17 protein-coding genes are annotated in these 12,194 nt (G+C 52.7%); 8 read left to right on the top strand and 9 right to left on the bottom strand.

Going from position 1 to position 12,194, the window contains the following annotated elements; translation table 11 throughout:
• The first annotated feature begins 44 nt into the window (after nt 1–44).
• The 5 genes from P6287_RS02905 (at nt 45) to P6287_RS02885 (ending at nt 3,714) form a co-directional block, all read left to right on the top strand.
• On the top strand, nt 45–761 hold the full coding sequence (locus P6287_RS02905; RefSeq protein ID WP_277974484.1) for a type II toxin-antitoxin system RelB/DinJ family antitoxin: 717 nt from the start codon (nt 45–47) through the stop codon (nt 759–761).
• Nucleotides 762–1,001: 240 nt separating this feature from the next.
• Nucleotides 1,002–1,451, top strand: coding sequence for a hypothetical protein (locus tag P6287_RS02900; protein ID WP_277974483.1), 450 nt, complete (start codon nt 1,002–1,004; stop codon nt 1,449–1,451).
• A gap of 281 nt (nt 1,452–1,732) precedes the next feature.
• Nucleotides 1,733–2,167: a MarR family transcriptional regulator gene (locus tag P6287_RS02895; RefSeq protein ID WP_277974482.1), complete on the top strand. Its 435-nt coding sequence runs from the start codon at nt 1,733–1,735 to the stop codon at nt 2,165–2,167.
• A 30-nt stretch (nt 2,168–2,197) separates the two neighbouring features.
• Nucleotides 2,198–2,932 (top strand): NAD(P)-binding domain-containing protein, encoded by a 735-nt coding sequence (locus P6287_RS02890; protein ID WP_265135658.1) that lies wholly within the window; start codon nt 2,198–2,200, stop codon nt 2,930–2,932.
• Between the two features lie 17 nt (nt 2,933–2,949).
• A complete protein-coding gene (locus tag P6287_RS02885) occupies nt 2,950–3,714 on the top strand; it encodes an NAD(P)-binding domain-containing protein (RefSeq protein ID WP_265135659.1) in 765 nt (254 codons plus the stop codon).
• A gap of 173 nt (nt 3,715–3,887) precedes the next feature.
• Here P6287_RS02885 and P6287_RS02880 read toward each other — a convergent pair whose 3' ends face one another.
• On the bottom strand, nt 3,888–5,147 hold the full coding sequence (locus P6287_RS02880) for a cation:dicarboxylase symporter family transporter (protein ID WP_277974481.1): 1,260 nt from the start codon (nt 5,145–5,147) through the stop codon (nt 3,888–3,890).
• Nucleotides 5,148–5,257: 110 nt separating this feature from the next.
• Nucleotides 5,258–5,683 (bottom strand): VOC family protein, encoded by a 426-nt coding sequence (locus P6287_RS02875; protein WP_277974480.1) that lies wholly within the window; start codon nt 5,681–5,683, stop codon nt 5,258–5,260.
• 203 nt (nt 5,684–5,886) lie between these two features.
• On the opposite strand from P6287_RS02875, the gene P6287_RS02870 reads away from it, so the two are divergent.
• Nucleotides 5,887–6,777, top strand: a complete 891-nt coding sequence (locus P6287_RS02870; protein ID WP_277974479.1) for a LysR substrate-binding domain-containing protein — start codon at nt 5,887–5,889, stop codon at nt 6,775–6,777.
• A 33-nt stretch (nt 6,778–6,810) separates the two neighbouring features.
• On the opposite strand, the gene P6287_RS02865 is transcribed toward P6287_RS02870, so the two are convergent.
• From P6287_RS02865 to P6287_RS02835, 7 genes are all read right to left on the bottom strand, one after another.
• Nucleotides 6,811–7,419 (bottom strand): flavin reductase family protein, encoded by a 609-nt coding sequence (locus P6287_RS02865; protein ID WP_277974478.1) that lies wholly within the window; start codon nt 7,417–7,419, stop codon nt 6,811–6,813.
• A gap of 20 nt (nt 7,420–7,439) precedes the next feature.
• Nucleotides 7,440–7,880, bottom strand: a complete 441-nt coding sequence (locus P6287_RS02860; protein ID WP_277974477.1) for an SRPBCC family protein — start codon at nt 7,878–7,880, stop codon at nt 7,440–7,442.
• A 33-nt stretch (nt 7,881–7,913) separates the two neighbouring features.
• Complete coding sequence (locus P6287_RS02855; protein ID WP_277974476.1) at nt 7,914–8,594, bottom strand: NAD-dependent epimerase/dehydratase family protein; 681 nt, start codon at nt 8,592–8,594, stop codon at nt 7,914–7,916.
• A 1-nt stretch (nt 8,595) separates the two neighbouring features.
• Nucleotides 8,596–9,255, bottom strand: a complete 660-nt coding sequence (locus P6287_RS02850) for an NAD(P)H-binding protein (RefSeq protein ID WP_277974475.1) — start codon at nt 9,253–9,255, stop codon at nt 8,596–8,598.
• 48 nt (nt 9,256–9,303) lie between these two features.
• The gene (locus P6287_RS02845; protein ID WP_277974474.1) at nt 9,304–9,690 is read right to left on the bottom strand and encodes a nuclear transport factor 2 family protein; all 387 of its coding nucleotides are present in this window, start codon (nt 9,688–9,690) and stop codon (nt 9,304–9,306) included.
• Nucleotides 9,691–9,759: 69 nt separating this feature from the next.
• Nucleotides 9,760–10,143 (bottom strand): nuclear transport factor 2 family protein, encoded by a 384-nt coding sequence (locus P6287_RS02840; protein WP_277974473.1) that lies wholly within the window; start codon nt 10,141–10,143, stop codon nt 9,760–9,762.
• A gap of 1 nt (nt 10,144) precedes the next feature.
• Entirely contained in the window at nt 10,145–10,795 is a 651-nt protein-coding gene (locus P6287_RS02835; protein ID WP_277974472.1) for a VTT domain-containing protein, read from the bottom strand.
• 85 nt (nt 10,796–10,880) lie between these two features.
• On the opposite strand from P6287_RS02835, the gene P6287_RS02830 reads away from it, so the two are divergent.
• Both P6287_RS02830 and P6287_RS02825 read left to right on the top strand, forming a co-directional pair.
• Nucleotides 10,881–11,522, top strand: coding sequence for a TetR/AcrR family transcriptional regulator (locus P6287_RS02830; protein ID WP_277974471.1), 642 nt, complete (start codon nt 10,881–10,883; stop codon nt 11,520–11,522).
• Between the two features lie 64 nt (nt 11,523–11,586).
• Nucleotides 11,587–12,168 (top strand): TetR/AcrR family transcriptional regulator, encoded by a 582-nt coding sequence (locus P6287_RS02825; protein ID WP_277974470.1) that lies wholly within the window; start codon nt 11,587–11,589, stop codon nt 12,166–12,168.
• The last annotated feature ends 26 nt before the right edge of the window (nt 12,169–12,194 follow it).

Genomic DNA, 12,194 nt, shown 5'->3' with positions numbered 1-12,194 from the left:
TGCATTATTGTGGGCTATACATGTAACACTAAAGGAAAACGACTATGGCCACAATTAACGCACGGATTGATGATGAAACTAAGGCTCAGGTAGACCAGGTGCTAGGTTTACTGGGTATCAGCCAAACCCAAGCAATAACAGCTTTTTATCAATACATCGCCAGCCACGGCAAACTGCCGCTAATTATTACCCAGCATGTCACCACGGCAGAGGATGTTTATTCAAAAATAAGTGATCTGTTTGTCAAAGCCAGCTGCTCTCTTAATAATCTGAAAAGTATGCTTGAGAATTCTGACGTTATTGATGGCCGCGACGCACAGATGGAATTTCGTCAACTGAGAAACATTCATATATCAGTATGGAACGAAATGTCTCACACAGATTATTCAGACGACCTTGTAACTCTGGCCGATGCCTTAAAAGATGCCATTTCTGTATTGGGAGACTTCCGTAATTTTGGGTATGGATTTCAGATCATGAAGGTTACTCAGAAAGAATGTAACGAATTCAGGACGGCAGCTGAATACTTTGACCGTCTTATGTTAGATGGTACCGGGAAGAATAATGAAGAAAATGCGCGTGAAAAAAATATTGTTTCATTAGAACACGAGGTACGAGAACTGGAGGCTTTACATAAGAAGTCAATGACAGATCCAACGCTGACGATGCCTGAAAGAATGGCTATCAGCAATGAGTATTGCGCAAAATACAAAAAGCTTGAAGGCCTGGCCCTCAGCTCAGTAACAATCTACTCCGAGTGATGCTTTTAAGGTTACAACCAGAACCATTGGACAGAATAACCTGACTGTCCATACTGACACGGAATTGGTCTCCGACCAGGAGGAACCAGACTTAAAAGAGTAGGTCTGAATCAAAAAGTTATGCTAAAAGCAGTAAGTACTCATCTCGAGGTTAGGCAAACAATGCACACATTTTACGAACTTGCATATAGATGTACTCATTTTTCATTATCGATGATAAATGAAGCAGAATCTGAGTCATTGACACTACTGTCTGAAACGGGTTCGACACCACCAATTAAAAACTTACAAGCGCTTAAACTACAAAGGATGATTCAGGTTGTAGGAATGTTTTCAATTTTTGAAGCTCATCTGCAACGAAGACTAAATTGCAGTAACGGTTTTAAGGAGGCAGAGACAATTCTCGAAAAGGCAGGTGAATTGGCGTTAAAGGAGGACTTTCATAACTGCTATCTCGCAGTCAACGCGTTAAAGCATGGGGAAGGGAGTAGTTATAAAATTTTAGTCAGTAAAATTCATTCCGTTCCTTTCGTCGTAGAAACCCCATCAAATCCAATTTTTGAAGAAGGAGATGTAACCGGAATAGATGGACTAATAAAAGTGGACGATTCATTTCTCGAAAACTGTTTGCAGCTTATCGAGGATGTATCTGAAAAAATTGCATTAAACCGTCCCGACTTCATTTCCTGATTAGCGAACTGCCATGCATTGGACAGAATAACCTGAACGTCCAGTATGACAATGACACTCCCTTGCTTTTGTCGCCATCAATGTCCGCGTTGTGCCACAAGCGGACCTCCTCTTATCGCCTGGATGCCTGTATTCTTCCGGCGGCAAACGTTTCGGTGTGATTTGTTGTTATTGTCATACCGCACGAATTACTTATTCATCACTCTTTAGCCAACGAAAAGTTTACTATATGCTTTTATCTAGTGCGCTAGATAATCAACAGCTAGATAATGAGTTGGCATATGAACAAGCAGTCACAACAGGAAATAGGAACACAGCTCTCTTTTGCGCTGTATGGTGCGGCAAGCCGAATGAACCGTTTACATAAGCCGTTCCTGGACCCGCTGGGACTTACCTTCCCACAGTATCTGGTCATGCTGGAGTTGTTTAATGGCACCCCACGCACCGTGGGGGATATCGGGAATAAGCTTGGCATGGATACCGGCACCATTACGCCCGTTCTCAAGCGCCTTGAGGCTGCCGGACGCATAATCCGCACTCGTGACCGCGCAGACGAAAGACGAGTTCTCATTACCCTTACGGATGAGGGGCTCGCTTTGCAAAGTGAGCTGTGGCTCGTAACCGAAAGAATCAAATCAGCCTGTCAGCTATCGGATGAAAAGCTCGAGGAGTTACGGGATACCCTGAATGGCTTTGCCCATCCCGCTGATAACTGATCATCCTCCACTCATACAAAAGGTACAGCTATGAAAATAGGCATTATTGGCGCCGGAAATATTGGTGCGACGCTGGCAAACAAGCTCTCTGTGCAGGGCCATGAAGTCAAACTGGCGAACTCAAGAGGACCGGAGAGCATTGCAGAGCTGGCGCGAAAAGTGGGTGCACTGGCGGTTGATCGCCAGGAAGCCGTACGAGAAGTTGACGTCATCATCCTCTCTATACCCTTTGATAAGCATACCGAACTTGCTGAGTTAATGCGCGACGTCCCTGAAAGCGTGATCGTCATTGATACGTCTAATTATTATCCTTTCCGTGACGGGGACATCAGTGAGATCCGTGAAGGTAAGCCTGAAAGCGTGTACGCCAGTGAAACAGTTCAGCGCCATCTCATCAAAGCCTGGAATGCTGTTCTGGCCGAGACGCTTAAAGAGAAAGGTCAGGATGCAGGTTCTCCGTCCCGTATTGCTATTCCTGTTGCGGGCGACGACTCCGCAGCAAAGTCTGTTGTGATGGAGCTGGTCAGTCAGAGTGGTTTCGATGCATTTGACGCCGGTATGCTTAGCGAATCATGGCGGCAACAGCCCGGTACTCCGGCCTACTGCACTGAGCTTAACGTCGCAGAACTTAGAGCGGCCCTTCAGGCGGCGGATAAAGCCCGCGCACCACTGAACAGAGATGCGTTGATCAGGGAATTCATGTCTGCAGGCGATCATCTAACACATGAAGTGATCGTCAAACGTAACCGTGCAGTAACGGCCTGAGTTAAAGAGGAGAGCCTATGACACATAGAGAAAAGTACCGGATTGCTGTCCTGGGAACCGGTCATATCGGTAAAACACTTGCCCGCAGTCTTGCAGCTGCCGGTCATTTCGTAAAAGTCGCAAATTCACGCGGACCAGAAACGATAGACCCCGACGTGCTTGAAACGGGCGCTAAAGCATCTGATACAGACAGTGCCGTGCAGGACGCGCAGGTAGTCATCCTGTCCATACCTATGGCAAAGCTTGCGGATATCGCGTCTCTGCTACGCAATCTGCCTCAGGATGTTATCGTTGCTGATACCTCCAACTACTATCCACATCGTGATGGCATCATTGACACTTTCTCAGATGGTGAGGTTGAAAGTCTGTGGGTGGCACATCTGCTGAACCGTCCGCTTATCAAGGCATGGAATGCCATAGGTTCAGATTCTCTCGCCAGGAAAGGTTCAACATCGGGATCGCCAGTGCGTGTTGCAATTCCGGTGGCAGGGAATATCGAAGAGCACAAGATAGTGATCATGGATTTTGTTAATGATACGGGATTCGATGCCTTTGATGCGGGTAACCTTGAGGAGTCCTGGCGCCAACAGCCAGGTGCTCCGTGCTACTGTACGGACCTCACATATGAACAAATGAAATCTGCGCTGGCTTCAGCGGAAAAGGTACGATTACCCGTGCGCCGGGATATTGCAGTTCAGGCAATACAGGAGCGTATGGGTGATAAACGCACAAACCCTGATGCAGATTATATTGTTCGTTTACACAGAGCGCTTTTCATGTAATTAGAAAGTCGTGTTACTCCCTCCTCAAATGACTGCTCTGTTATATCGAGATTTTCGCTCAAACCATTTTTCATTTGCTGATGTATGAGCGAAAAGCAACTTCCGCTTTTCGCTCAAAGCAGACGTAAAGTAGCGTTACAGGGAACATACAATGTTCCCCATTAATTCTCGTATCAGCGTTTATTCAGGTCCGGCTGTGAGCCTTCAAAGGCCCGTGGTTCTTTTTCCCATCGGTTAATGACCAGTGGAGCAACAACGTTTCCCAGCACGTTGAGCGTCGTCGTACCGCTGTCGATAATACGGAATATCCCGGCTATCAGGGCAACGGCATCAAGCGGCAGTCCCGCAGATGCCAGAGTAGCGGAGAGGATCAGAATGGCGAACCCCGGTACACCGGCCGCCCCTTTCGAGGTCAGCACCATCGTAACCACTAAAATCACCTGCTGCATCAGCGTCAGGTCAATACCGTAAAGCTGAGCGACAAATATGGTTGCCACACCTAGAAATATCGACGCTCCGTCAAGGTTAAAAGCATATCCCACGGGCACCACGAAGCTGACGATCCGCCCCGGTACGCCATAGCGCTCTAGCTTGTACATCAGCTGAGGCATCACCGCTGCAGAAGCGGCGCTTGAAAATGCCAGCACCAGTTCCTGGCGAAAATGCTTTATCAGCTTAAAAACGTTTTCGCCGATCAGCGCACAGATCCCGCCCAGCACCATCACGGCAAATAAAATCAGCCCCAGATAGACGGTGCCAATTAGCTTGAGCAGCGGCAAAAGGGAGGCAAAACCAAACGTGGACACCGTGGCACCAATCATGCCGAACACGCCAACTGGCGCGTATGCCATGACGATCGACACCACCCGGAACATGCCATCGGATACGCTCTGGAGAACGCCGAGGATAGGTGCCGTTTTGTTCCGGGGAAGGCCATTAAGTGCCAGGCCGAACAGCACGGCAAAGAACAGAACTGACAGGAGTTTGCCCTCTGAAAGCGCAACAAACAGGTTATCAGGCACAATATTCTGCAGAATAACCAGGGCGCCGCGCGCCGGCTCCATCTTCATGTGCCCGTCGCCGTGCGCCATTCCCTGAATACTGGTGCCTTCGCCGGGAGAAATAAGGTTAGCCAGCACCAGTCCAAAGACGATAGCCACTCCCGTCACGGTAAAAAAATAGCCGAGCGCTTTCACGCCCATTCGCCCGAACGACCTGTTGTCGCCACTTCCGGTTATGCCCAGAATCATGCAACAGAAGACAATCGGCACCACGACCATTTTCATCATTTTGATAAAAATATCGCCAAGCGGCTTGAGGATTTCGTGGCTGACCCACTGCTGATACTCGGGGTGCGTATTGAAATACCAGCCCACAACGATTCCAAGTGCAAGACCAATAACAATCTGCCACACCAGTGTTATTTTTTTCATTACGCCCTCGGTTTGAACAGGAGCAACCTCCGCCTGAATGAGACAGAAGCCACGCTAAAATAGTCGGGTGAAGGTGTGATGTGGCACGGCCTGGAGCCGTGCCGGGAAAGTTATTTCGCGAAAAGCTGACTCATATCTTTGAACGCCTTGAACTCAAGGGCGTTACCACACGGATCGAATAAAAACATGGTGGCCTGCTCGCCAACCTGTCCCTTAAAGCGGATGTAGGGTTCAATGACAAATTTAGTGTTAAAAGATCTGAGGCGTTCGGCAAGTGCCTCCCACTCCTCCCACTTCAGGATGATGCCAAAGTGCGGGACAGGTACGTCATGACCGTCGACGGAGTTGGAGTGCACGCTCTCCTGCGAGGCGGTTTTAGGATGTTCGTGAATGACCAGCTGATGGCCATAAAAGTCAAAGTCCACCCACTGCTCGCTTGAGCGGCCTTCATTCAGGCCAAAGACCTCGCCATAGAAATGACGTGTTGCTTTCAGGTCGTATACGGGTATCGCCAGATGGAAGGGGGAAAGGCTCATTTATGCATCCTCAGTAAGAATATCCGCCGGTTTGCGGCAGGATGGATAGTTTCGGGAGGTGTAATGCTAAATGCGGATTGAGAGTCAAAAGGCTCGCCTGCATTAACATTACCGTCACAAATGAGCTTATGGATAATTTAATTTGATTAAAATCAATTTATATCTTTATATATAACAAATAAAATTTGTGAATTGTGGGCGTGATGATCCGTGAACTGAAAACGTTTCTGATGGTGGCAAAGGAAGGGACTTTTGCCGCTGCAGGCAACAAAATAGGGCTGACTCAGGCGGCCGTCAGCGCTCAGATGCAGAGGCTTGAAGCCGACTTAAACTTTCCGCTGTTTGACCGGTCGGGAAGAAACGCTCGCCTGAATCAGAAAGGCGTGCAGCTGGTCTCTCAGGCGCAGGAGCTTCTCTCGTTGTATGACGGTCTGGGTGAGCGACTGAACCGATACACCCCCGGTAAAACCATTACGATAGGCGCCATTGCCTCGGTACAGCGAACCCTGCTTCCGGATGCGCTGACGACGTTCTGCAGACAGAGTGCCGGCTGCCGCATACGCGTTATACCTGGCCTATCGATGGACCTGATTAACCTTGTTGACGCAGGCGAAATTGATATGGCCGCAGTGCTGAAGCCCCCTTTTGCACTGACGGCGGGGCTGCAGTGGAGCACGCTGGCCCATGAACCGTTCCATCTTATCGTGCCAAAAGGTGTTGCCGGTGACGACATAGCCGCGCTGCTTAGCGGCCAGCCCTTCATCCGCTACGATCGTTCGTCGTTTGGCGGGCGCCAGGTTGACCGTTTTCTTCGCGAAATGGGTCTTTCGGTCAACGAAATCTGTGAGGTGGACGAGCTTGAGGCCATCCTCAAGCTCGTCAGTAACGGCATGGGCGTTGCCCTGTTGCCCCGGACCGCCAACTGGCGGCGCTGGCCGGCGTCCGTCAGGGCAATTGGCCTCGGAGATAAGGTATTTTACCGCGACGTGGGGCTTATTCACCGCCCCCTTGAAAGCCTTGACGAGGACGTCCGGCGGATTTCTGAGCAGATTATCCTGCTGGCAAGCCGGCAAACTCCTACGGCCACAGCCTGAACCTCATACTGACGTGATGACGCGCACATGAGGTCAGCCCTTCGGCGCACCTGGCGTCAGCAGCGACGCATCGTGCACCTCCACAGCCTCTCCGGTAGCGTAAAAGTGGCCGCCCGCAATGTAGTGCAGGCTTCGCCAGTCGGCGGCTCCCCTTTCAAACTGCCAGTGGCCGTCCTTAAAAGCGCGACTGTCCGCCCACGCCCCTTTGATCTCGCCGATGAATAAATCATAGGTCTGCTGGTTATGCTCTTCAGGAATGAGTTCGCAATACAGCCACGCCGCACATCCTGAAACCCCCGGCACATCCGCGCCGGGCAGCGCAAACAGCGATACGCCAGACTGCGTGAGCTTATCCGCTTCGCAGGCCAGCGAATGCGAGCCGAGGAAATGCACGAGTGATGCCTGGGCTGCCACCGGTACCTGAATCACAAACGAACGACTTTTTTCAATCAGCTCTCTTGTATATGCGGTTTTGTCCAGCACGACGGTCAGCCGCGCCGGATCGTAATCCAGCGCGCAGACCCATGACGCCGCCATGACGTTGTCCGTTCCGTTATAGCGCGCTGAGACCAGCGTCGCCGGCCCGTGATTTATCAGCCTGTAGGCCTTGGCCGGCTCGACAGACACGATGTGTTCATTCATTTCCGGACTCCGTTGAGCTGCTACTGGTTTTCAAGGTAGACAGCGAGGCTGAGGTGGCCTGACTTTATCAGCGCCAGCACGCTCGCTTCCATTGCCTGCACATCGCTGCGGGATCGGGACTCAAAAACTGCCTGCCATACGATGACCGTTTCGTCGCGATCGCTCAGTGGAATAAGGCTGACCGTAGCCACATAGTCATCAACGGCCAGCGGCGCTTCAATAAAGCGATACGAGAAGGCCCGCTTACCTGCATCCAGCATGAGGAGCTCTTCGCGCAGGACGTCGCCGTTTTCAAGTACCAGCCGGCGCCGGCAGCCCGGGCGCCCGTCGGGCTGATTATCTTCGATTTCGCTGCTGCAGATAGCAGGATGCCAGTCGCTGATGCGTCCGAACTGGCTGAGCGTCTGCCATACGCGGTCCGCATGTGCGTTAACCACGGCATTAAAGTTCACTTCTGACATTACGGTTCCTTCTTATCATTCATCTTCAGAAAATTATCCTGCAGAATTTATTTCACCTGCAGAAACAATGTGAATGCCCGGCCTGGGTGGTGTCACCGCTCTGAGGAGATGGCGGGCTATGTCTTCAGCCGGGCTGAGCTGCCAGCTGCGTGGCAGAACCGGCGATAAGAGCCTGAGCACCTGCTTCAGCGCCGTTTCACCCGGGCGGGATTCAGCCCGATCACCGGCAATAACGCCGGGACGGACCAGCGTCAGTGAGGTAAAACCTTCGTGCCTCAGCGCCTGTTCAAGCTCCCCCTTCACCCGGTTATAAAAGAATCGGGAGCGGGCATTTGCGCCGGTCGCCGAGGTCAGCGCGAACGTAGAGGCGCCGCCATTACGCGCCAGCCGGGCAAACCTCAAAGGATAGTCATAATCAACCCGCCGGAATGCCTCCCGGCTGCCGGCTCTGGCAATGGTGGTGCCGAGCGCACAGATAACCGCGTCAACGCGCCACTCCAGAGCGTCAGCGTCGGGTGCATCAAAGTCGATCAGGGGATTAATAAGCCGGGGATGGTCTGTGGCGCACCATGCGAGGGGTTTTCGCGTCGGCGCAATGACGGTACCGATGTGCGGACTGGACATCGCCTGCTGCAGGACATGACTGCCCACGAGCCCCGTTGCGCCGAGCAGTAGCAGCCGCATATCCGGATCTGAATCAGCGGACCTGCCCATCTCAGCGTTCCGCCATCAGCTGAACCGCCTTTCGTACCGGCACCTCACCGTCGGTCAGCTCAATGATGACGCGGCTGACGCGGGGCTGAGCGATAATTTCAGCCAGCGTGGCCGCCACGTTATCCCGGGTGACCTCCCCGTAAGGTATGGCCAGCCCGGCGCGGACATATCCTGAACCTTTGTCATCCAGCAACAGGCCGGGACGCAGAATGACCCAGTCCAGCGAGCTTGCGGCCAGCACGACTTCTGCCTGCTTTTTCACATGCATATAGTTTTCAAATGACGCCGAGGTGGATTCATTTCTTGAGGCCTCCGGAAAGGCCGAAACCAGCAGGAAGCGCGAAATGCCAGCCAGCGCGGCTGCCTCTGCGGCCGTCTTAAGCCCTTCTCCGTCAATGGCGTTCGTCATTTCCGGGCCACCTTTGCCGCCGGCACCGGCTGAGAAGACCACCACATCACAGCCTCTCATCATGGTCGCCAGGGCGGCGGCATCCAGCTCCGTCAGGCTCCCGCTGACGGGCTTTGCTCCCAGCAGACGAATTAACTGCGCCTGCTCCGGCTGACGGTGCAGCGCATGAACAGCGTGCCCTTTCTCCGTAAGAATTCTGGCCAGGCGCCGGCCCACCTTGCCTGCGCCGCCGATAATAAACACTGTACTCATGGATAACTCCTTTGCGTGACCTGTTTTTTGCTAAAAAACTGCCGCCAGTCAGCCCGTAAACTGGTGATAGACTTTCGCAATCACCTGCCAGCGACCGTCGATGCGGATGAGGGTCAGGTAGTCGTTATAGTCGGCGCCGATAGCATCCTTTTCCATGTCCACGCGCACCACCGCCGTAGTCGGGGTAATGGCCAGCACATCCAGATGCGTTTCAATCTCTGGCGCACTGCCGTTTTCACGGACGAATTTATACAGGTTGTCGACAGACCCTCCCAGCAGCTCACCGTCAGTAAAGCCGTACATGACGGCGTCCTTGTGAAACGCTTCTGCCACTGTTTCGGCGCAGCCTTTTTTCAGGCCGTCAACGTAGCGACGCGCCGTGTCGAGAACGGCCTCATAGGCAGAAAGAGGGACGGTTTTGATATTCTGGCTCATGTTTTTTCCTCTCTGGGTTTCGCCGCGTCTGGCGGTCAGACGCGACTGATGAAGGGGGAATGGCTGATGTCAGGAAGCGGCGTGGGTATGGTAAATTTTGCTCACTACGATCCAGCGCCCGTTGACCTTCAGCAGGTTGAAAAAGTCCGTGAAGCGAAAGCCCGAAATATCATCGGTATCGACGCGCGCGCTTGCCGCGGTGCCTGCGATATCAACGTGCACGATGGCGGCCTTCGCTTCCGGGGATGGGCGGAAAGCGGTATCGATGGTGTCGAAAAGTCCCTGAATTGGACCGCCGGTGAGGTTTGCATCACCGTCAACGCCAAAGATGGTGGCCTGCTCGCTGAACGCGGGCTTCATTATTTCGCTTTTGGCCTGCTTTCCACCTTCGTTGTACTGGCTTAGCACTTCCACGATGGCGCTGTATTCCTGAACATAAGTTACGTTGGTCATTTCATCTGTCTCCGGTTTTGTTGTGGCGGGTATCCGCAGGGATGCCCGTAATTCGCTTGAAAATCTTGTTTATGATGAACAGCAGCATCAGTCCCGCCGCAACGGCGGCCATGCCGGTCAGCACATCAGCGCGCTGTAAAACGTCTCTGACGCTGAAACCGCCTTGCAGAAGCACCTGTAAGTCAGAAATAACGCTTCCGGCAGCGGCATAAACATACGTGCCGGGGATCAGTCCAGCCACCGTCGCTGTCGCATATTTTCTGAACGGTACGCCGCTGATCCCCAGCGCGTAGTTCAGCGGCGCGAAGGGCAGAATGGAGCTCAGACGCAGCAGCAGGATCAGCAGCAGGGCGTTGTTCTTCGACAGTGAAAGCAGGCTGTTCAGGTAGCGGTGGCGGCTGGCGGCGCGCGACGCTGCCGGAAATAACTGGCTTTTGCTGATGCAGAAAGCGATCAGTGCGGAGGTGGTACCCGCCAGCAGAGCCAGCGCAGTTCCGCCCGCCGCGCCAAACAGCCACCCTGACAGCGCGGTCAGCAGGGAAGCCGGAAAAAAAATCAGCGTCACGGCGACAAAAATAACGAAGTACAGCACTACCCCCGCCGCGCCGGCGGACTGCAGATAGTGGCTGAGGGAGAACGCAAGATCTGACATGTGCCTCATGTATTTATGTAGTAATCACTATGTAATGTTATTATTGTATAGTGATCGCTATGTAATGTGTCAAGAGAATGATTTTATGCCCGACGTGAAGACGAAAAATTCAGAAGTCAGCAGTGAAAAGCCCAAAGGGCGGCCGCGCAGCTTTGATCGCGACAGAGCCCTGATCAGGGCGCTGGATATCTTCTGGCGTAAAGGCTTTGAGCCCGCCTCGGTTGCCGAGCTCTGCGCTGCGATGGAAATTAATCCGCCGAGCCTGTACTCCGCCTTCGGTAATAAGGCAAAACTTTTCATGGAGGCCGTGAACTATTACGAAAGGGTCTACTGGAAATCAACCTGGGAGCGGCTTGAAAAAGAGCCCGATATTACCCGGGCGATTGATAACTTCTTCAGTGAAGCGGCAGACATTCTGCTTTCCCCTTCAGCACCCTGCGGCTGCATGGTGGTGCTTGCGGCGATCAATGTCTCTCAGGAGTCCGCTGACGTCGTTGAAGCGGTCAGCGTGCTCAGGCAGGAAGGAAAAGATCTGTTTGAAAAGCGTCTGCGCAGGGCTGTCACGGAGAAGCAACTGCCGTCTGATACCGGTACCGCCACACTGGCTACCGTTCTGAATACGCTTCTGGAGGGCATGTCTATCGAGGCCAAAGACGGGGCCACGCCGGAAAGCCTGAGCGCAACCGGGCAGTTTGCGTCTCGATTGCTTCCACGTGAAAAATTCTGATCGCACAAAATGCAACCCGCGAAACTAGACGACCGGTCAGTTTTATCGTTATGCTACCCGGACTATGAAAAAACAAACGGCTAACGTGCGTCAGCACATCATTGATGTTGCCCGGACGCTTATTACACATAAAGGCTATAGCGCCGTCGGCCTGGCTGAGATTGTCAAAGCCGCTGGCGTGCCTAAAGGTTCGTTCTATTACTACTTCCAGTCCAAGGAAGAGTTCGCTGAAGCCCTGCTGGAAAATTACTTCACCCACTATCTTATTCAGGTTGAAGAGCAGCTGCGCGGCAGCGAACCGGCCAGAGAGCGCCTGCTGCGCTACTTTGCATTCTGGAAGGTCACACAGGGTGCCGATCTGCCTGAAAGCAAATGCCTGGTCGTTAAGCTTGGGGCAGAAGTCTGCGATCAGTACGACAGCATGCGAAGCGTTCTGGCAAGCGGAACCCGAGAAATTATCCTTCGGATCACGGCGTGCATACATCAGGGGCAGAGTGATGGCTCACTGCCGTCCGAAGTGGACGCAGAGGCCCTTGCTGAAGAGCTTTACCAGCTCTGGCTGGGCGCGTCCCTGATGGCAAAAATTCACACGCCTGATCAAGCGTTTGATAAAGCAATGAGTGCAACAAAGCGGCTGCTCGCGTAGCCGCGTTTTTTTCTACCCATTTACTA

Origin of the sequence: Pantoea sp. X85 (assembly GCF_029623675.1) — a bacterium.
In the GTDB taxonomy this organism is placed as follows: Bacteria; Pseudomonadota; Gammaproteobacteria; order Enterobacterales; family Enterobacteriaceae; genus Pantoea; species Pantoea leporis.
The sequence above is the reverse complement of the archived record's forward strand: the minus strand, read 5'-3'. Positions and strand labels throughout refer to the sequence as shown.

Excerpts from the sequence above, each read along its gene's own strand:
- P6287_RS02860 (WP_277974477.1), bottom strand. The coding sequence starts at position 7,880 with ATGTCAGAAGTGAACTTTAATGCCGTGGTTAACGCACATGCGGACCGC.
- P6287_RS02855 (WP_277974476.1), bottom strand. The coding sequence starts at position 8,594 with ATGGGCAGGTCCGCTGATTCAGATCCGGATATGCGGCTGCTACTGCTC.
- P6287_RS02875 (WP_277974480.1), bottom strand. The coding sequence starts at position 5,683 with ATGAGCCTTTCCCCCTTCCATCTGGCGATACCCGTATACGACCTGAAA.
- P6287_RS02895 (WP_277974482.1), top strand. The coding sequence starts at position 1,733 with ATGAACAAGCAGTCACAACAGGAAATAGGAACACAGCTCTCTTTTGCG.
- P6287_RS02835 (WP_277974472.1), bottom strand. The coding sequence starts at position 10,795 with ATGTCAGATCTTGCGTTCTCCCTCAGCCACTATCTGCAGTCCGCCGGC.
- P6287_RS02905 (WP_277974484.1), top strand. The coding sequence starts at position 45 with ATGGCCACAATTAACGCACGGATTGATGATGAAACTAAGGCTCAGGTA.
- P6287_RS02880 (WP_277974481.1), bottom strand. The coding sequence starts at position 5,147 with ATGAAAAAAATAACACTGGTGTGGCAGATTGTTATTGGTCTTGCACTT.
- P6287_RS02825 (WP_277974470.1), top strand. The coding sequence starts at position 11,587 with ATGAAAAAACAAACGGCTAACGTGCGTCAGCACATCATTGATGTTGCC.
- P6287_RS02865 (WP_277974478.1), bottom strand. The coding sequence starts at position 7,419 with ATGAATGAACACATCGTGTCTGTCGAGCCGGCCAAGGCCTACAGGCTG.
- P6287_RS02850 (WP_277974475.1), bottom strand. The coding sequence starts at position 9,255 with ATGAGTACAGTGTTTATTATCGGCGGCGCAGGCAAGGTGGGCCGGCGC.
- P6287_RS02845 (WP_277974474.1), bottom strand. The coding sequence starts at position 9,690 with ATGAGCCAGAATATCAAAACCGTCCCTCTTTCTGCCTATGAGGCCGTT.
- P6287_RS02830 (WP_277974471.1), top strand. The coding sequence starts at position 10,881 with ATGCCCGACGTGAAGACGAAAAATTCAGAAGTCAGCAGTGAAAAGCCC.
- P6287_RS02870 (WP_277974479.1), top strand. The coding sequence starts at position 5,887 with ATGATCCGTGAACTGAAAACGTTTCTGATGGTGGCAAAGGAAGGGACT.
- P6287_RS02890 (WP_265135658.1), top strand. The coding sequence starts at position 2,198 with ATGAAAATAGGCATTATTGGCGCCGGAAATATTGGTGCGACGCTGGCA.
- P6287_RS02885 (WP_265135659.1), top strand. The coding sequence starts at position 2,950 with ATGACACATAGAGAAAAGTACCGGATTGCTGTCCTGGGAACCGGTCAT.
- P6287_RS02840 (WP_277974473.1), bottom strand. The coding sequence starts at position 10,143 with ATGACCAACGTAACTTATGTTCAGGAATACAGCGCCATCGTGGAAGTG.